The following is an 18,107-nucleotide window of genomic DNA, read 5'->3' on the forward strand; positions in this document are numbered from 1 at the left end:
ACCCAAAGATTTCCAGCACATATTCATGCTGTCACCTCGCATGGTTTTGAATTGAAGGTTTTTCTTTTTATCTTGGCTTACGGTATTGAAAAAACAATGTTATAGGTCACAACTTGGGTTAGAAGCAAAGATATTGGAGAACGACCAAGAGAAGGTGAAACAACGGATAGTCACTCCAGAATATGTTGATTTGATGGAGGATGGTTTCTGCAGGCAGCGAGAGCATTGTCAGAGGAACGAAAGGATTACATAGCTTCTCTGCTGAAGAACAGCTTGACAGATGATGAACTGAAGTATATCGAATGCAAGCGGTTGATGTCTATTCTTGGCGAACTGAATGATATAGAGATACTGATCCTAATATCTCAATCAATATATTCGCATCAAGAAGGATATCATGACTTCTGGAAAACACATAAGGATTCACTTGTGTTACCAGTATTACTTGCCGGAGAAACAAATCAAGAAAAAATAAACAAAGAAACGATACACAAAGCACATGGATTGCATTTGATTAGTCTTGGATTGCTCAAAGCAAGATTCAGAAGATCAAGATTGGGCACTCTTCCTGAGTTTGATCAGGAAACAGGGATAATTAAATCTGAAGGATATGACATTACGATGTTGGGCAGACTACTGCTCAAAAGTATAGATCAAGCTGTTCAAGAGCCATAACATGGGAGCAGCTTTCACGGCAGGATGGCGGATATTTTGGAGCAGGTAGGCTGGCAAATGACTTTATCATTTGCCCACGCAGAATCCTCCAAACACCCTCTTCTCTTGACAAGCAGGGCCGCGCTTCGTATCCTGCCTGTTCAGGATGATTGCATGTCGCATCAACACATTGCACAAACCTATGCCGTTCTCTCTCTTGCTCACCGCCTGCGCCGCCGCTGTTTGGACGTATCTTGAAATGCCGTTTGTCAGCGAGGCAGCCATCCATCAGGCGGTGGCTGCTGTGCGCAGCTCAATAGGAGGGCAGCCTGCGCAAGGCACACTGATCATTGTGGATTACTCCCAGCCTTCCCAGACGCGAAGGCTGGCGGTGATGAGCCTTGCGACCGGCAAGACTGAGCTGTATGCCAAGGTCACGCATGGGAAGAACTCCGGGGCCGTGCTGCCTGACTCCTTCTCGAACCAAGAAGGCTCGTTGCAGTCGTCTTTAGGGCTGTTTCAGGTGGGAGAAGCCTTCAACGGCAAGCATGGCCTGTCCTTGCGGCTCGTCGGCATTGAGCCGGGCAAAAACGACAAGGCGTTGATCAGGGGCATTGTGCTGCACGCCGCGCCCTATGTGTCTGTCACATCCATGCTGCTGAATTGGCAAAGCGGCTTCCGGCTGGGCCGCAGCGAAGGCTGCTTTGCCCTGGCAGACGATGATTTGATCAGGCTGAACGCGCTGCTCGTCCGCCCGGCGTATTTGTATGTGTATGGAAGAGAATAGATGTTAGTGGCCCAACTCATTTCCATGACCCAACGGAACATCCGCCTGCGCATCGCCTACGACGGCACGAACTTTTGCGGCTGGCAGAAGCAGGAGAACGGGCCGACCATTCAAGGGCTGCTGGAGGACGCGCTGGCCCGCATCACTAAGGGGCCGATTGAGGTGCAAGGCGCGGGCCGCACCGACGCCGGAGTTCATGCTGAGGCTATGACCGCCAACTTCCACACGCACGCGGCCATGCCTGCGGCGGCCTTTCAGCGGGCACTGAACTCCATGCTGCCTAAGGCGGTGCGTATTTTGGAGAGCCGCGAAGTGCCGCCGGATTTTCACGCCCGCTTTTCTGCAATCGGCAAAACCTACCGCTATGATTTCTTCACTGGCGCAGTGCAGTTGCCCGCCGAACGTCTCTACCGGCACCACGCGCCCTGCGTTTTTTTGCCGGAGCGGGTGCGGCCCTGTTTGGAACTGCTCATCGGCAGCCACGATTTTTCCAGCTTTGAAGCCGTCGGCACCCGCGACCGCAGCCGTACCGATGGCCGGGGCGCAGTGCGCACCATCTTCCGCGCCGAATGCGTGACTGATCCCGCCCGGCCTGAGCATTTCTCCTTCCGCTTCAGCGGCGACGGCTTCCTCCGCTGCATGGTGCGCAATCTGGCCGGAACCCTGATCTGGGCAGGCGCGGGCAAACTCACTCACGAGCAATTCGCAACTATTCTTGCGGCAAAAGACCGCAAGCAGGCCGGGCCGACTGCTCCAGCGTGCGGTTTATTTCTGGAGCAAGTGCAGTATGCGTAGGACACCGTGCTGACGGAAAGCGGGATTTGCGGGAACATAATTGACAAAGGGGAAAAAGACCATAATACTGTGCTGCACAGAAATTCGCTGCACAGACCGTCAATTTAAACCGGCAGGAGGGGTTTCAGCCATGTATTTTCAAGACATCATCGCCGCTCTGAACAGATATTGGGCCTCGGTCGGCTGCGTCATCATGCAGCCTTACGACATGGAGGTGGGCGCAGGCACCTTTCATCCTGCCACTCTGCTGAAAGCCCTGGGGCCGGAGCCGTGGAAGGCGGCCTATGTGCAGCCCTCGCGCCGCCCGACAGACGGGCGCTACGGCGAGAACCCCAATCGCCTTCAGCATTACTATCAATACCAGGTGGTGATCAAGCCCTCGCTGCGCAATATTCAGGAGCTGTACCTCGGCAGCCTGCGCGAGTTTGGCCTCAACCTGCTGGAGCACGACATCCGCTTTGTCGAGGATGACTGGGAATCGCCGACGCTGGGCGCGTCCGGGCTGGGCTGGGAAGTCTGGCTGGACGGCATGGAGGTGACGCAGTTCACCTACTTCCAACAGGCTGGCTCGCTGGAGCTGTACCCGGTCACGGTGGAGATCACCTATGGCCTGGAGCGGCTGGCGATGTATCTGCAAAAGAAGGAGTCGGTCTATGACATCCAATGGAACCGCGACGTGACCTACGGCCAGATATTCCTTCAAGCCGAGCGCGAGTTCTCCGCCTTCAACTTTGAGGAGGCCAATGTCCCTGACCTGACCGCCAACTTCAACAACTGGGAGCGGGACGCGCTCAAGCTGATTGAAAAAGGGCTGATCCTGCCTGCCTACGATCACTGCCTGAAGTGCTCGCACACCTTCAACCTGCTGGATGCCCGCAAGGCGATCAGCGTGGCCGAGCGGACGCGCTACATTGGCCGCATCCGCAACATCGCCCGCCAAGTGGCGCAGTCTTACGTGGCCCAGCGCGAGGCGATGGGATATCCGCTGCTGGCCGAACGGCAGGTGCTGCTGGCAGAGGCGGCGTAACAACTTGGCAGAGCCGCAACAAATGCGGCTCAAGCCTCACACTTTCTCCGGCGCGGCTTTGCCGAGAATGCCCGCAGGCCGAAAAATTAAGATCAGCACCAGCAGCGAGAAGGCGAACACATCCTCATAATCGCTGGAGACATAGCCTGCGGCAAAGGCTTCGGTCAGGCCGAGAATAAAGCCGCCCAGCACTGCGCCAGGAATGGAGCCGATGCCGCCCAGCACTGCAGCAGTGAAGGCTTTGATGCCCGCAATGAAGCCGATGGAAACATTGATCTGGCCAACATGCGAGGCAATCAGCAGTCCGCCCAGGGCAGCCAAGGCGGAGCCGATGACAAAGGTGGCGGAAATCACCTTGTTGACGTTGATGCCGAGCAGCAAGGCCATTGTCCGGTCTTGCGCTGTCGCCCGCATTGCCTTGCCTAATTGAGTGAATTTTATCAGCCATGTCAGCGCAAGCATTGTCACGGTGGTGATGAGCAAAATCACCAGATCAGTCGGCCCCAGCACGGCGGCCAGCCGCTCTGGCAGGGCAAAGGGCGGAATCAGCTCCGGGAAGGAAAGAAAATCTGGGGTCTGGGCCAGCAGCACGTAATTCTGCAAAAAAATAGACATGCCGATAGCGGAAATCAGCGGCGAAAGCCGGGGCGCATGGCGCAGCGGCCTGTAAGCCAGCCGCTCAATCGTGAAGCCGTAGGCAGCGGCCCAGACAGCGGCGGCCAGCACCGAGAGCGCAAAAATGGCAGCCACAGGAAATCCGGCGATGCCAAGCGCGCTGGCAGCAATGTAGGCGGTGAAGGCCCCGATCATGTAAATTTCGCCATGCGCGAAGTTGATCAGGCCGATGATGCCATAGACCATTGTGTAGCCCAGCGCGATCAGCGCGTAAATTGAGCCGCGTGTCAGGCCGCTGAAGAAAAGTTCGGCTAAATACGTGCTGTCCATTTATTTTTTCTTAAAAATTCCCCGATAGCCAGTGGACTGCCGCATCGCGGGCCGGTAGATTTTGCTCACTGCGCCGGTCTGCTCAGTGACATAAAAGGCACGCGGGTCAATGTCGCGGACAAGCTGGAGCAGCGGTTTCAGCTCCCGGCGGCGGCAAACGATGTACAGCTCGCAGACCGGGCCGTCTTTGCCTTCGCCATGAAAGACGGTGACGGAAAAACCATTGACCCGGATGCAGTTCACCAGTTCCCGGCAATGCTCTCTGCTGATGACTCGCAGGATGATATGCCCCAAGGCCAGCCAGTGTTCCAGCTCAATGCCGACCATGTTGCCGGTGGCAAAGCCGAGGGCGTAGAAGACACCGAGGATCGGCGTGGTCTGAATCCGCTGAATGACCGCAGAAATGATAATCAGCCAGAGACTGACCTCAAAGAAGCCGAGCCAGAAGGCCATCCACTTTCTGCCCTGAACGATGCTGATGGTGCGCAGGGTGCCGAGCGAAACATCAATAATTCTCGACAAAAAAATGATCAGGCCGGTTGCGAAAATAACCGCGTTGAATTCAAAAGTCATCTTCGCTTTGCTTAGGGTTCAGATCGTTTGAAAGACCGCATCGACACAAGTGGTTAATCTTTTGATTCCGCCAGGTTACTCCTTCAGCGTAAACTGGCGTATCTTCTTGCGTGCGCGCTTGTCTGGACGGCCTTCCGGTTTGGCCATTGGCCCGCCGATGAGCTTGCGCTGCTCGCGGGCCGCCTCACGCTTGGCCTTCGATTCATCCGTCTCGGCATAGAGCAAAGCCGCCTCTTTGGCCGGGCCGCGCCGCTCGCTCAAGGCCAGCACATCGATTTCAAACAGCTCTTCCCCGCGCTTGATCTGAAGCCGGTTCCCAATCTGCACGTTGCGCGAGGGCTTGACCCGGCTGCCGTCCACCTGGACATGGCCGCCGCTCACCGCTGCCGAGGCTAAGGCGCGGGTTTTGAAAAAGCGGGCCGCCCAGAGCCATTTGTCAATACGGACGGCGTGCTCCTGCTGGTTCATGTCAGATAATAAAAAATGAGTAAAAATGCAAGGACTGCCCGCCTGGCGGCGCAAAAGATTGACAGGGAGGGCACCACATTTTATGGTGAGATTGCACTTCACCATATCCCTAAAATCAAAGCCGGTCAAGACGGAGCTGCCGCTTCCGCCGCTTTTCCGCCGGGCAGGAGAAACCGCATGAAGACTGACGAAAAAATGCCTGAGCTGCTGGCCCCGGCGGGCAGCCGGGAGAAACTGATCACCGCGATCCATTACGGCGCAGATGCCGTTTATCTGGGCGGCGCAAACTGGAGTCTGCGGGCCAAAGCAGGCAATTTTGACCGCTCCGGCCTGCGCGAGGCGGTCAGCTATGCCCATCAGCGCGGGGTGAAGGTCTATGTGACCGTCAATATTTTCGCCCACAACCGCGACCTCAACGGTTTGGAAGATTATCTGCTCTTTCTGCGCGAGGCAGGCGCGGACGCGCTGATTGTCGCCGATCCCGGCATCCTGCTGCTCTGCCGCGAGACGGTGCCGGACATGCCGCTGCATCTCTCCACCCAAGCCAACGTGACCAACAAGGCCAGCGTCCGTTTCTGGCAGGAGCAGGGCGTGCGCCGGATCAATCTCGCCCGCGAGCTGAGTTTGGAGGAAATACGGACTATCCGCCAGGCCGCGCCGGAAATCGGGCTGGAAATCTTTGTTCACGGCGCACTCTGCATTTCCTATTCAGGCCGCTGCCTGCTTTCCAGCTATCTGACCGGCCGCAATTCCAATCTCGGCGACTGCGCCCATCCCTGCCGTTATTCCTACAGCCTGCTGGAGGAGAAGCGGCCCGGCCAGTATTTTCCGGTCGAAGAGGATAAGCGCGGCACCTACATCTTCAACTCCCGCGACCTCTGCCTGCTCTTCCGCCTGCCGGAGCTGGCCGCAGCCGGGGTGGACGCGGTCAAAATTGAAGGCCGGATGAAGTCGGTCGGCTATGTGGGCGCGGCAGTCAGGGCGTACCGGGCCGCGCTGGATTATATTCAAGAACAGCGGGCGGCTGGCGCGGCTTGGGAGGATATCGTCCTGCCGCCTGTCTTTGCCGAGGAAATCGCCAAGGTCGGCACCAGAGGGCAGACGGAAAACTTTTTCAGCGCCGCGCCTTCATCATCGGCCATGCTTTATGATAGAATGAGAGAGATTCAGCCATGCGCGCCTGTCGGCATCGTGCGCGGCAGCAGCCCGCTGCTGCTGGAGACGCGCAACGTGCTGGAGGTCGGAGACCAGATTGAGCATCTGGGCCGGAGACTGGAGCCGACGCGCTGCACCGTCTTGGCCATGACCGCCGCTGACGGCACTGAAGTCCGGCGGGCCAATCCAGGCTGTGTGGTCGCGCCGCTGCTCGCGCCCGCGCCGGACAGTCTGTTGCTCAACGATCTCTTCCGCAAAACTATTGTTCAGCCGCAGCCGTCCTGACAACCAACAACCCGACCGGATTATGACCCCGTTCCTTGACGTGCCCTTTCTGCCTGATGAAGAGTATATTGCATTCCTGAACAGCAGCAGCGGCCACATTGACTGTGTTCATTTCAGCCTGCCGGGAAGCCAGCGCATGGACAGCCGGGCGCATTCGCAGGAGGTTGAGAATGCCGATGTTTTGGCCGAGCAGCTTGGCCAGCTTGCCGTGGAGAAGAAATATGCCTTGCTCAACAGCCGTTTCTACGGCCCGGCCTTGCTCACTGACCGCCAGCAGCTCAGCGCTCTGACTGCCGCGCTGACCACCTGTGTTGAACGCAAGGTGATCAGCGGCATTATCTATTGTGATCACTACCTGCTGCAAGCCCTGTCCCGCACTGCCCCAGATTTGGCCGCCGAACTGGAGGCGGTGCCGGGCCTCAACACCATGCTCGACTCGCAGGGCAAGATTGACGCGCATCTGGCCTATATCGGTGAAACCCGCTTCCGCCAGCCGAGCCGCATCACCCTTGACCGCTCCCTGAACCGCAGCCTCAGCAAATTGGCCGAGGTCGCCCGCTGGTGCCGGGACGGGCTGCCGGACATCAAGCTGGAGCTGGTCGGCAACGAAGGCTGCCTGCCATATTGTCCGTACCGCGTCTCGCATGATGCCTACATTGCTTTGGACAACATAAAAGGCACGTCGTGCAGTGATGAAATCAACAACACCTTAGGCTGTCGGTATATTCTGAAAAAACAGCCCTACCGCATTCTTCAATCTCCCTTCATCCGCCCGGAAGATGCTGATTCCTATTTGTATGATGTAGATATCATCAAAATAAGCGGCAGAAATCTGACCAGTGCTGAGTTGCGGCGGGTCATCACCGCCTACATTGACCGGTCTTGGAAAGACAATCTGCTGGACATGCTCGATTCGTCACACTGGATGGCGGCGGAGCTGCATATTGACAACAGTGCCTTGTCCTTTGATTTTGCCAACATGCTTTCGGTTTGCAACAACCGCTGCGAGACCTGCCGCTTCTGCATGGAGCTGTTCAGCTCGATTTCTCATCCTTTGCGGCAAACTGCCGGCAACAATTAAAGGAGCAAAGGAGCGCGATGCAGTCGTTTGAAGAATCGCTGGAGATTTCTGCAACAATTCACGGCCATCTTTGCGCTGGCCAGGTGATCGGCGTGCGGATGGCTCTGCTTGGCCTGCGCCTGATCGGCATTGACGACCCCAAAGGCGCAGATCGAAAAAAACTGCACGTGACGGTGGAAATTGACCGCTGCGCCACAGATGCAATTCAATCCGTGACCGGATGCAGTCTCGGCAAGCGTTCGCTGCGCTGGCTGGATTTCGGCATCATGGCTGCCACCTTTGTCAATCTGCAAACGGGCAAAGCGGCGCGGGTGCTTGCGCGGGAAGAGGCCCGCGAGCTGGCAAAAAAATACTGCCCTGCGCTGGCCGACAAATATCAGCGGCAGCTTGAAGCCTACCGGGTCATGCCGGAAGAGGAGCTGTTCGCCGTGCAAGAGGTGAAAGTCAGCATCCCGGCCTGCGATATGCCAGGCCGACCAATCCGCCGGGTGCAGTGCGCCCAGTGCGGCGATTATGTCCAAGACTGCCGCGAGGTGGAACGGGACGGCAAAACACTCTGCCGCGCCTGCGCCGGGCAGAGGTACTACGAACTCATTTAACTTACGAGGAAACTGCCATGTCTTATCTCAAGCTGACTGCGCGTCTGCCGCTCGCGCTTTTTGCCTTCTATGCGTTGTCTGTTTTCCCGTCAAGCGCAGCCGCTGCCAGCAAAACGAGTGCAGCAAAACCTGCCGCAGCGCATAAAGCGGCGCAGCAGACGCTGCAAGACGGCATCTACAAAGTCACGTTTTCCGCCCCGGACGGCCACAATGGTGTTGGCATCATCGTCATCTCCGGCGGCGCGGTGAACGGCGGCGATCCAGCCTACACCTATCAAGGCCGGGTGGATGCAGAAGGCGACAAGCTGAACGCGGTTATTGATGTGGTCCGCTACAACCCGAAAGAAGTTTCCATTTTTGGCCCGCTGGATCAGTTCCAGGTGCACTTCACCGGAACCTTGCAGCAGGACGGCACAGCCTTCATCGCGTCCGGCGAGGCTGCTCCTGACCCGAAAAAAATACGCCTCAGCCTTTCCGGCGAACGGCTCAAAGAACTGCGCCGCTGATGAGCATCCTGCTGGGCATAGATTTGGAGGATGTGCGGGACTGGGTCGAAAATGGCCACAGCTACCGGGAGGCAGTGCCGGAAACCACGCGGATTTATCTTAAACAATTCAAGGCATGGGGTGTGCAGGCCACCTTTTTTGTGGTGGGCAATTTGGCCAGACGCTATCCGCAGCTCATCGCCGAAATTGCTGCTGAAGGCCATGAAATCGCCTGTCATGGCGACCGGCACCTGCAATTGGACAAACTCGGCCCGCAGGGCTTTCGTGAAGATTTGCAAAATAATCTCGCTGCGCTGCGGGCCTGCGGCGTGCGCGACATTTACGGTTTCCGGGCACCGACCTTCTCATTGACCAAGCAGACCGCTTGGGCGCATGAGGTGCTGTCTGACCTCGGTTTCACCTATTCCAGCTCTGTCCTGCCTGCAAAAAATCCCCTCTACGGCTGGCCGGAATTTGGCCGCAGTCCCCGAAAAACAGAGGCAGGCTGCTGGGAGCTGCCGGTCACGCTGCTGGACGTGCCTGGCCTGCGCGTGCCTGCGGCAGGCGGCGTGTATTTCCGGGTGCTGCCCTTTCTGCTGACCAACTGGTCTATCAAACGCACCAGCAAAGCCGGGCAGCCGGTTCTGACCTATTTTCATCCCTACGACATAGACACCAAGCAGGAACGATTCATGCACCCGGACTTGGGCGGCAAAAAGCATCTGAATCTGCTGATGTACATCGGCAGGGCGCGGCTGCTGCCGCGTTTGGACAAGCTGCGCCGCTCACTGCCGCTCATCGCCTACCGCGACTATGTTGTCCGACTTGCAGGCGGCCCGGTTGAGACTGTTGCGGATGGCAGCAAGCTGCTCGGCGAATAAGCCCAAAAAGAAAAACATCACTCCGGTCAGGAAAAGCAGCAGCGTGCCGACAGACACTCCTTCATCACGCAGGATGAAGGGCAGACCCCAGACCGCGCTGAACAGGAGAAAGAAAATCGCTGGCGGCAGAAAAATACGGGTCGGGTTGAAGAGCATGACGATGTTCAGCAGCTCCATCACCGTGTCAAAGGCGGTCTTTGTGCTGATGGTGGAGGTGCCGCTGGTTCTTGGCAGCACTGTGATCGGATGCGCCAGCACAAGATTCCTGTGATGAATGAAACTTAAGGTGATTACATCACTGAAGGCCATATTATCCGGGCAGAGTTGCAGATACTGCTTGGCAAGATTAGTGCGGTAGATTTTCATCCCGGAGTTGATGTCTTGAATCTTGATCGGCATCAGCAGATTGGCAATAAAACGGATCAGAGATTTTCCGATTTTTCGATAGGTGGCCTCTTTGTGCTTGCCCCTGCTGCCGACAATCATGTCGGCATCGGTTTCGCGCATTGCGTTGTGCAGCGCGGACACATCCTCCAGCCGATGCTGACCGTCAGCATCAATCGTGATCACATAAGGTGTCTGCACGGCACCGATGCCAGTCTTGATGGCTCCACCGTAGCCCCGGTTCACTTTGTGCAGCAAGGGCGTAAAAAATGGCAAAGCTCGGTGCTGCTCCAGCAAGGTTTTGGTATTGTCCGATGAGCCGTCATTGACGATGATCAGCTTGCAGCCATTGTTCTGGCAATAGCTGATCAGCTCAGGCAGAAAGACGGACAAGGCCTCCGCATCATTGTACGCCGGGATAACTATGGTGAGATCGCGCATCGTGCCGCAGTTTCTTGAAAAAATTTATTGAAAAACGCCCTGCTCAGACATGGCAGGGCGCATATTGCTTGCCTTGCCTTACATCAGCAGCTTATACACCGCAGGAAGCCAGCCCGGTATTTTTTCAATTCCCTCAACTCCTTTGATCGTAAAGGTGTAGGGATTTTCATTGCTGTCGTTATTCCCTATGCTGATCGTGCAGATACCGTTAGCGCCGCTGACGGTTGGGCGATACGTGATCGTGAACGTGGTTGTCCCGCCTGCCGCCACAGATGCCGCTGGCGATGCCGTGATACTGAAATCGGAGCACGCTGAACCAATTCGCGTGACAGAATTCACCAGCAATGTCACGCCGCCAATATTGGCGATGGTATAGGTGCGACTGACAGAGGTTCCTGCGAGCGTTGCGCCGAAATCGGTGTAATCGCTCTTGGATGGGCTGGAGTTGCCATTAGGAATGGAGCTGCCGTTGCCTCGGACATCTATTTCTGGGGCATTGAGAAGAGCTGTGAAATTTACTCCCCAGACATTGCCTACAGCAAGAGCACTGCGATATCCTGTGATCGCGCAGGGATCAGTCTCTGAATCGAAGGCGTTAACAGAGGTTCCTGTGCTGATAGTTTGCGATTGAAAAACATAGCCTACTTTTGAAGGGCTGACAGTATAGCTTGAAGCAGAAGGAATTTTTGCAAGGGCATAAATTCCGTTATCGTTGGTGCTCGCATAGTAATATCCTCCACCCATTCTCGCAGCCGTAATATTGACACCAGAGAGCGGATTTCCTGATGCATCCGTGATTCGACCACTGATGATTTCGCCGCTGCCTGAAGGGTAAATATTGTATATTACTTCATAAATAATGGAAGCATTGTACCAAGCGTTCGCATCAATTGTTGGCAGGTTATACCAAACGTCAGAATTTCCTCCCCATCCCATATTAAGATGATGATATATACTTGATGCGTTATAGCCGTATCCATCACAGGCTACCGCATGACCTGCGGTTCCGCTGTCGTTATCTATGGCATATAGAACTGGATGCCCTGCGTCAAGATTTGTATTTGTCATTATTGTTCTGCTTGATTCTGGAATATTTCCCCACCCAGAAATAGAAGCATTTATAGAATTACTATAGCCAAAAATATTTACCAAAGATTTACCGGCGGCCGTTATATATGCTCCTGATCCAGAAGCCGCATATGACATACAAACTGATGCGCCAGCGTCATGCAGCAGACTGCCAATAGCATTTTGTTGAGTTGAAGTTATGTAGCCATTCGGCACATACGGCATGTCTGACCAGCTATAGGCACCGCCTGTCCCATTGCCACCGCGTAAAGCTGTCGTTTGAGGCACTCCGTCAACCGTAACTGTGTACGTTCCTGCTCCCACTGAAGCAGTCGGATATGCAAAATAACGCATTACTTGCGACAGGGCAGTGGCGACACAACCGGAAGGATAATTGTTCGGTGTATAGAGATTATACAGATTGATATACTGCCATGATGAATTATATATTCCCTCTTGATTCCACTTGCTCTGAAGCAACGGAGCAACTCGGACATCGGAAATGAAAGGCAGCCCTAATGCTTTCGACGGTATGTTATTTGATGCTTCTTGTCCTAACCAATCCCACTTCTGCGGTGCGCTCATTGAGCCATTGGCCGCAGCTTTCTGAGGGATTGAGGAACTGCCCGCAGCTTGAGCTGCACGTGCGGCGTGAACACGTCCAGGAAGATCGCGGCTGACTAAGGCACCCAGCGGCTTGGCTTCAGAGGGATCATATTTTCCTTGCGGAGCAAAAGCGATAACCGGTTCCACCTCCGTATCGCCGGAAATGATCACAAAGCCTTTCGGTGAGAGATTGACCACATAATACAAAGGATGGCCGTCTTGATCTTTGTATGTTTCCATACCTGCAATCGCCGAACCCAGCTCTGTCTCTAAGGGCCGCTGATCCAATGCAAGCCAACGCCGCACAACCCGTTCCGCCTGCTCCGCTGTTGTTGGCACCGCGCCTGCTGATGCAGGCAGAAGCACGAATAGAGCGCATGACAGCCTGCTGATTTTTTTTCGCCAGCCAGAATGTCTCATGGTTATTTCTCCTTTTTTATGCGGTAGTATTTGCCAAGCAATGAGCATTCTCCATCCATTATCGGCGGAGAATGCTCACTGTGTCCACAGGAATTACTTCTGCTTGTCAACCGTCACTGCGCCTGCCTTGTTCCGCGCCCGGTATTCAGGCCGATACATGGCCTCAACCTCTGTCGGCGGCAGGGCGTAGTTGCCTGGCGTGACCGCCCGCACCAAGTAGGCGAAGCGGAAGGGCCGCAGCTTGCTGTTGCCGGTCATTGTTGGCAGCTCTTGGGTGTTGAAGGCGGCGATGAAACGGTCGTCCCGCGCATCGGTGTACTGCGCCGCGCTCAGTTCCGGCAGCCAAGCGAAGGACGCGGCGACATCCGTGCCGCTGATGATGGCCTTCTCAATTTCAAAACCCGCAGGCAGCAGGTCGATCAACAGAGACTGCGTGTCCAGCCCGGCATCAGCCTCGCCTTCCACAACCACCACAGCCAGCTCGCTCTGCGGCACCTTATCTAAAGTCAGCTGCTTGCCGGAAGTGTTAAACCACATCCGGCGGACAGTGAAGCCGTTTTGCACCGGAGCAGGCTCATTGACCCGCGCGCCCTGCACGGTTGTCACCAACCAGACCGCAGCCTGCCCCTTGTTGCGCAGCGTGACCGGGCTGGTCAGCAGGGACTCGCCGCTGCGGCTGAGGGAGAAGAAGGATTTTTTCTCCGGCTCAGGCTTTTTCTCGTCCTGCGGTTTGCTGCTGAGGGATGAGAAGAAGCGGCCCAGCAGCGAGGGGCTGCTTTTTTCCTCCGGCTTCGGCTGAGGCGGCTGCGCATCATTGCCGGTCACTTCTATATCAAGCGGCTGGCCTTTGTCCAAGGTCAGCGCGGCCATGATCAGCGCGGCCTGCTCTTGAGTGGACAAATACCGCCTCTTGCTCAATTGGCTGGTCAATTCCTGCCAAGCCGGGGCCGGATCAAGCTCCTTCAGGCCGCTTTCGCCGATGACGCTGATGACAGCGGCCAAGTCGCGCAGTCGCGAGCCATAACTCCGCCACGAGGCGGCCTCGGTGTCCGCCGCCCGCATTGCTTCTTTCAAGCCGTTGAGTCCGCGCTCCTGATCTCCAAGCAGAGCCAAGGTGCCAGCCAATTGCGCCTGCGCCAGCGGTGAACTGATGCTGGCAAATTTGGTGTCGAACAGATAGCGGGCATCCTCATGCCGGGCCTGGCCAGCACGCGCCAGCACCCAGTGCGCGTAGGCGATGGCCTCAAGATGCGCATCTTCTCTTCCAGCCTGCTTCACCTCGCCGGTCAGCCAGTCCAGCCCTTTTTTGTAGAAATAATCAGGCACATCAAAGCCTTTTTCTTTGGCGCGGCCCAAGAAATCCATCGCATAGGCCGAAAGCCACGGCTCCTCGTTGCTCTCATCCGACCAAAGGCCGAAGCTGCCTTCGCCGCGCTGCTTTTGCAGAATCAGCTCAATCGCGCTCTGCACCCGGCCTTGCAGCTTGCTGTCCGCCGGATAAGCAAAGCGGGCCGCCAGCTCGTTGGCATAAAGCAGCGGCATGGCCCGGCTGGTCAATTGTTCCAAGCAGCCGTGCGGGTAGCGGTCCAGCTCGCCGAGCAGCCCGGCCACATCCACGTTGGGCATGGAAGAGACACTGAGGGCCACTTTGGCGGTCGCCGGATAAAGGCCGTTGAGCGTGTCCTTGCTCAAAGTGACCGCCGCGCCGGGATCAAGTTTGCTGTAGGTGCGGGTCAGTGTGGGCAGATACTTGCCGCGCACGTTGAGGTCGAATTCACCTTTGTAGCTGTAGCCTTCCGGCCCGGTCACGCTCAGATGCAGCTTGCCATTGCCGATGCCGGAGGCCGTCACCGGGAAGCTGAGGCTTTGCCGCTTCTTGGGTTGCAGCTCGACGCTTGCTGTGCTGCTTTCATCTTTGAGCCGCACCGCGCCTTCGCTTTTCCATACCGCCTGATACTGGCCCGCCGGGCCGTCAATGTTCTCAATCAGTAGCTGAATATTCGACTGATCGCCGTCGGCCAAATAGCGCGGCAGCGCGGGCGAAACCACCACTGGATCGTTGACCTGCATGGCTTTGCTGGCAGCACCGCTTTTCTCCTTCGACCAAGCCACCGCCATCAGCCGCAGCCTGCCGTTGAAGTCGGGGATGTCCAAGGGCACTGTGGCGATGCCGTCCGGCCCGGCCTTGACCACGCCGGAGAAGAGCGAAACCACCTTCACATTCGACTGCGGCGCACCGCGCAGGCCGTCCTCGCCCGCGCCCGTGCGCAGGACAAGCGGCTTGCTCTCCGGCGGGATGATGAGCTGGCCGTACATGTCGCGGACATCCATGCCAAGCTGCGGCTTGGCGAAGAACCAGGCGATCGGGTCAGGCGAGACAAAATTGGTCAACTGAAGCACGCCCTCATCCACAGCGGCCAAGGTCAGATGAATTTCGCTGCCCGCCTCCGCGCCTTTGACGCTGACCGGCACCTGCGCGACTTGACGGGGCCGGATCTGCTCCGGCGCGTTGACCGCCACTTCCAGCCGCCTGTCCGCCGGATCAACTGGCAGCCAGACTAAGCCGACCGCGCGGTCTGCGCCTTTTTTCGCCTCTTTGCCAGGACGATAGACGGTGACCAAGGCATACACGCCCGCGCCCCAGCCGCCCTCCACCGGAATATCAATCGTCTGCTCTTTGCCGCTCAGGGCGAAATTGCGCACCCCGTTCACGGCAGTGTTGGCCAGCACCAAACTGGCCTGACCAGGATACGGCGCGGTCACAGTCAGCTTGGCCGTCTCGCCGACCTTGTAGCCGGAGCGGTCTAGCACCACCTTGACCGAATCCGGGGTCTCGCTCTCACCGACAAGCTGCTCGCCTGCGGTAAAGCGCAGGGTGGTGAGCAGCACTTTGTCCTTGTTCAGCAGCTCCAAACGGTACTGGCCCCAGCCTGCTGGAACAGCGAACGGCTGCGGCCCGGCCTTTTCCCAAGCGAGCTGGCCGCGCTGCTCCTCCTTGTCGCGGACAATCCGCTCATAGGCCCAGTCGCCGTCTTTGCGGAACCACTGATAATCAATCTCCTCGCGCACCAAACGCCATTCGGCCTGGCCTTTTTCCTGCGGCTGGCCTTTGCCGTCCAAGGCGATGACCTCAAATTTGGCCTCGCTTGACTCCGGGATGCGCAGATCGGTGAAGCCAGGCTTCAGACCAAAATATTCCTTTAGATGCCGCACTGGCAGGCTTGAAGTTGCATTGACCGCCCTGCCGTCAATATCAAGCACATCCACGCTGATCACCGCCTTGAGCGGCTGAAGTGTGGCGTTCTGCTGACCTGCAAGTGCCAGCGGCAGCAAGCCGCCGCCTTTTGCATCGGTTTTGATTTCATTCAACTCAATTTCAGCAAGGCCAAGCTCTTCCTTGTCTTTGCCGAAATAATAAGCGGCGTAGTCGGTGAAAGGATGCGGCTCATATTCCAGCTTCATCTTCGCCTTGACCGCCAATTCTGATCCGGGCGAGCCGTAGAAATAATCAGCCTGCACCGCCAGTTCCGCCTTGTTCTGCTCGTCCAACACACCTTTCGGCTGCAAGCGCACTTCCAAACGCGGCGGCTTGAAGGATTTCACCTGAAAGCTGGTCTGCCCGACTGCATCGTCATCCACGTCAGTGTAGAGGGCGGCAGTCCAGTTGCCGGAACGGGCCGAATTGGCCAGATTGATCGTATCCGTGTAGCCGCCGTTCTCATCCGGCTTGAGCTGCCGTTCAATCAGCACCTTGCCGTCCGGGCCGCTGATTTGCAGGGTCATGGGCGGAGCCGCCGCCGCCCGCGCCAGTCGGTCGCGGACGATGGCGGCAATATGCACGGTCTCGCCGGGGCGGTAGATGCCACGCTCCGTATAAACATAGGCATCGAGCGGGCCGGGCGCGGTTCTTCCACTCACGCCCCGGTCACTGAGATCAAAGGGAGCCTGCTCAAGCTGCAAGAACGTGAAGCCGTGCTTGCTGTCTGCTGACATGAGGTGAAACGCCGCCTGTCCGCCGACTCCTTCCAGCAGGCCGGGAGCAAAACGCACCACGCCCTGCTCGTCCGTGGTCAGCGTGGCCAACGGGCTGTTGTTACGGGCATATAGGCCGATCTCCAGTCCGGCGATGGGCAAGGCAGTATCCAAGCTGCGGGCGGCTACGGTCAGGCCGTCGCTGCCCTGATAGGTGCTGAGGCCGATATCCGAAACCACCACCCACTGACTGGCCTTGCCTTCCCAATCTTCGTCCTCGCCTTCCTTTTCCGAACCAGCAGGCTTCTCCGGCTTGATCCGCTCGGCAACCAGCACATAAAGACCCGGAGCGATGGCTAGCACGTCCTGCGGCAGGACAACCGCGCTGGTCATGACTTTATCCTGCTCCGGCGTGATCTCGGTGCGCCCCTGCCAAACCCGCTCGCCCTCGCTTTCTTCGATGGAGTCCAGCTCGTATTTATCTAATTTCTTGCGAAATTTTTCCCGAACGAAATTACCAAGAATGTTGCGCTCATGAATGCGGAAGAGCTGGAGCCGCACCTTGTCCACATTGACCGAATTCAGGCCGATGCCGCGATTGCTGCGGTCGGCAAGAACGTAATCGCTCTGATTGAACCACAGCGCAGGCTCGCGGTGTCCGGCTTCGACAGTCAGCACGGCGGTTTCCGGCAGCGTCCGCTCCTTCACCTTCATGCCGCTGCGCACTGTCACCGTGTAGGATGCGCCATATTCTGCTCCGCCGATACAGAGCTTGCGATCTTCAACCGAGAAATCCCCAGCAATCTTAGGAGCAACTTGAATATAATCGCCGTAGTGAAATGCGGTTGGCAGAGGAAGCTCCTCATTAAAATTGAGGCAGAGCTTGGGCTGGCTGCTTTCGCTGTCAGCTTCGGCCTTCTCAATTTTCAGCATGTTCTCCTTTTGCCGCAGCGCAACTAATCGCTCTGAACTTGAGTTGTCGCCCAGCTTGACCAGCAGTTCATAGACGCTGATGGCAGCAGGAGTCCAGTTATCGTAGTTTGTGGTGCGCTTTTCCAACGCATTGCCAGTCAGCGCAAGGGCTTCTTTTTGCGCGGCAGGTGCATCACCTGCCGCACGATACGCTATCCATCCGCTCTGGCTGGCTTCTTCCCAGTTACCTGCGCAGGATGCAGCCTTGGCTAATGAAACCCAAAAATTCGCAGGCAGTTGACGTACCCGAAAAGCCGCCTGTTTATGCAGCCCGACCACTGCGGAGCAGTCGGCTTCAGTGCCTGAAGCTGTCACAATTGCAGCAGCTTGCAGCAGGACAGCCGCCTCCTCAGGTTTTGCCGGAGCACCGCCAGAGGGGACATATCCGGCGGCAAATTTTTGCGCTTCCTGCTCCAGATTTTTGAGGTGGTAGGTTTCTTCAGCGGCAGCCAGCGAGGAAAAGAGGCCGAGCAGCAGCAATACGGCAGAAATAACAGCGGTTTTCATGG

15 protein-coding genes are annotated in these 18,107 nt (G+C 56.9%); 9 read left to right on the top strand and 6 right to left on the bottom strand.

The genetic code is table 11. From position 1 onward, the window contains the following. Nucleotides 1-273: 273 nt before the first annotated feature. From ACNKH6_RS04680 to glyQ, 4 genes are all read left to right on the top strand, one after another. Nucleotides 274-675 carry a hypothetical protein gene (locus ACNKH6_RS04680; RefSeq protein ID WP_417914384.1) on the top strand — a complete coding sequence of 134 codons (402 nt, stop codon included), beginning with the start codon at nucleotides 274-276 and terminating at the stop codon, nucleotides 673-675. A gap of 181 nt (nucleotides 676-856) precedes the next feature. After that, a complete protein-coding gene (locus ACNKH6_RS04685) occupies nucleotides 857-1,441 on the top strand; it encodes a murein L,D-transpeptidase catalytic domain family protein (protein ID WP_417914385.1) in 585 nt (194 codons plus the stop codon). Beyond that, nucleotides 1,442-2,236: a tRNA pseudouridine(38-40) synthase TruA gene (truA, locus tag ACNKH6_RS04690; protein ID WP_417914386.1), complete on the top strand. Its 795-nt coding sequence runs from the start codon at nucleotides 1,442-1,444 to the stop codon at nucleotides 2,234-2,236. A gap of 130 nt (nucleotides 2,237-2,366) precedes the next feature. Continuing rightward, a complete protein-coding gene (gene glyQ / locus ACNKH6_RS04695; protein ID WP_417914387.1) occupies nucleotides 2,367-3,263 on the top strand; it encodes a glycine--tRNA ligase subunit alpha in 897 nt (298 codons plus the stop codon). A gap of 36 nt (nucleotides 3,264-3,299) precedes the next feature. On the opposite strand, the gene ACNKH6_RS04700 is transcribed toward glyQ, so the two are convergent. The 3 genes from ACNKH6_RS04700 to ACNKH6_RS04710 form a co-directional block, all read right to left on the bottom strand. Further along, a complete protein-coding gene (locus ACNKH6_RS04700; protein ID WP_417914388.1) occupies nucleotides 3,300-4,208 on the bottom strand; it encodes a branched-chain amino acid ABC transporter permease in 909 nt (302 codons plus the stop codon). Next, entirely contained in the window at nucleotides 4,209-4,781 is a 573-nt protein-coding gene (locus ACNKH6_RS04705; protein WP_417914389.1) for a DUF2179 domain-containing protein, read from the bottom strand. 75 nt (nucleotides 4,782-4,856) lie between these two features. Continuing rightward, entirely contained in the window at nucleotides 4,857-5,249 is a 393-nt protein-coding gene (locus tag ACNKH6_RS04710) for an RNA-binding S4 domain-containing protein (protein ID WP_417914390.1), read from the bottom strand. A gap of 177 nt (nucleotides 5,250-5,426) precedes the next feature. Here ACNKH6_RS04710 and ACNKH6_RS04715 point away from each other — a divergent pair, with 177 nt between their 5' ends. The 5 genes from ACNKH6_RS04715 to ACNKH6_RS04735 are packed head-to-tail and all read left to right on the top strand — an operon-like array spanning nucleotide 5,427 to nucleotide 9,735. Next, nucleotides 5,427-6,689 (top strand): U32 family peptidase, encoded by a 1,263-nt coding sequence (locus ACNKH6_RS04715; RefSeq protein WP_417914391.1) that lies wholly within the window; start codon nucleotides 5,427-5,429, stop codon nucleotides 6,687-6,689. Nucleotides 6,690-6,711: 22 nt separating this feature from the next. Continuing rightward, nucleotides 6,712-7,770 carry a hypothetical protein gene (locus tag ACNKH6_RS04720; RefSeq protein ID WP_417914392.1) on the top strand — a complete coding sequence of 353 codons (1,059 nt, stop codon included), beginning with the start codon at nucleotides 6,712-6,714 and terminating at the stop codon, nucleotides 7,768-7,770. A 17-nt stretch (nucleotides 7,771-7,787) separates the two neighbouring features. Then, nucleotides 7,788-8,369: an FmdE family protein gene (locus ACNKH6_RS04725; RefSeq protein WP_417914393.1), complete on the top strand. Its 582-nt coding sequence runs from the start codon at nucleotides 7,788-7,790 to the stop codon at nucleotides 8,367-8,369. A gap of 17 nt (nucleotides 8,370-8,386) precedes the next feature. Then, a complete protein-coding gene (locus ACNKH6_RS04730) occupies nucleotides 8,387-8,875 on the top strand; it encodes a GrlR family regulatory protein (protein WP_417914394.1) in 489 nt (162 codons plus the stop codon). Further along, a complete protein-coding gene (locus ACNKH6_RS04735; RefSeq protein ID WP_417914395.1) occupies nucleotides 8,875-9,735 on the top strand; it encodes a polysaccharide deacetylase family protein in 861 nt (286 codons plus the stop codon). Before ACNKH6_RS04730 ends, ACNKH6_RS04735 begins: the two co-directional genes overlap by 1 nt. On the opposite strand, the gene ACNKH6_RS04740 is transcribed toward ACNKH6_RS04735, so the two are convergent. The 3 genes from ACNKH6_RS04740 to ACNKH6_RS04750 all read right to left on the bottom strand — a co-directional run bounded on the left by ACNKH6_RS04740 (nucleotide 9,640) and on the right by ACNKH6_RS04750 (nucleotide 18,105). After that, on the bottom strand, nucleotides 9,640-10,560 hold the full coding sequence (locus ACNKH6_RS04740) for a glycosyltransferase family 2 protein (protein ID WP_417914396.1): 921 nt from the start codon (nucleotides 10,558-10,560) through the stop codon (nucleotides 9,640-9,642). The genes ACNKH6_RS04735 and ACNKH6_RS04740 overlap by 96 nt on opposite strands. Before the next feature lie 78 nt (nucleotides 10,561-10,638). Further along, complete coding sequence (locus ACNKH6_RS04745; RefSeq protein ID WP_417914397.1) at nucleotides 10,639-12,654, bottom strand: C10 family peptidase; 2,016 nt, start codon at nucleotides 12,652-12,654, stop codon at nucleotides 10,639-10,641. 93 nt (nucleotides 12,655-12,747) lie between these two features. Next, nucleotides 12,748-18,105 (bottom strand): alpha-2-macroglobulin family protein, encoded by a 5,358-nt coding sequence (locus ACNKH6_RS04750; protein ID WP_417914398.1) that lies wholly within the window; start codon nucleotides 18,103-18,105, stop codon nucleotides 12,748-12,750. Between the last annotated feature and the right edge of the window lie 2 nt (nucleotides 18,106-18,107).

This window comes from Candidatus Electronema sp. JM (genome assembly GCF_048287415.1).
In the GTDB taxonomy this organism is placed as follows: Bacteria; Desulfobacterota; Desulfobulbia; order Desulfobulbales; family Desulfobulbaceae; genus Electronema.

Excerpts from the sequence above, each read along its gene's own strand:
- ACNKH6_RS04685 (WP_417914385.1), top strand. The coding sequence starts at position 857 with ATGCCGTTCTCTCTCTTGCTCACCGCCTGCGCCGCCGCTGTTTGGACG.
- truA (WP_417914386.1), top strand. The coding sequence starts at position 1,442 with ATGTTAGTGGCCCAACTCATTTCCATGACCCAACGGAACATCCGCCTG.
- glyQ (WP_417914387.1), top strand. The coding sequence starts at position 2,367 with ATGTATTTTCAAGACATCATCGCCGCTCTGAACAGATATTGGGCCTCG.
- ACNKH6_RS04700 (WP_417914388.1), bottom strand. The coding sequence starts at position 4,208 with ATGGACAGCACGTATTTAGCCGAACTTTTCTTCAGCGGCCTGACACGC.
- ACNKH6_RS04705 (WP_417914389.1), bottom strand. The coding sequence starts at position 4,781 with ATGACTTTTGAATTCAACGCGGTTATTTTCGCAACCGGCCTGATCATT.
- ACNKH6_RS04710 (WP_417914390.1), bottom strand. The coding sequence starts at position 5,249 with ATGAACCAGCAGGAGCACGCCGTCCGTATTGACAAATGGCTCTGGGCG.
- ACNKH6_RS04715 (WP_417914391.1), top strand. The coding sequence starts at position 5,427 with ATGAAGACTGACGAAAAAATGCCTGAGCTGCTGGCCCCGGCGGGCAGC.
- ACNKH6_RS04720 (WP_417914392.1), top strand. The coding sequence starts at position 6,712 with ATGACCCCGTTCCTTGACGTGCCCTTTCTGCCTGATGAAGAGTATATT.
- ACNKH6_RS04725 (WP_417914393.1), top strand. The coding sequence starts at position 7,788 with ATGCAGTCGTTTGAAGAATCGCTGGAGATTTCTGCAACAATTCACGGC.
- ACNKH6_RS04730 (WP_417914394.1), top strand. The coding sequence starts at position 8,387 with ATGTCTTATCTCAAGCTGACTGCGCGTCTGCCGCTCGCGCTTTTTGCC.
- ACNKH6_RS04735 (WP_417914395.1), top strand. The coding sequence starts at position 8,875 with ATGAGCATCCTGCTGGGCATAGATTTGGAGGATGTGCGGGACTGGGTC.
- ACNKH6_RS04740 (WP_417914396.1), bottom strand. The coding sequence starts at position 10,560 with ATGCGCGATCTCACCATAGTTATCCCGGCGTACAATGATGCGGAGGCC.
- ACNKH6_RS04745 (WP_417914397.1), bottom strand. The coding sequence starts at position 12,654 with ATGAGACATTCTGGCTGGCGAAAAAAAATCAGCAGGCTGTCATGCGCT.
- ACNKH6_RS04750 (WP_417914398.1), bottom strand. The coding sequence starts at position 18,105 with ATGAAAACCGCTGTTATTTCTGCCGTATTGCTGCTGCTCGGCCTCTTT.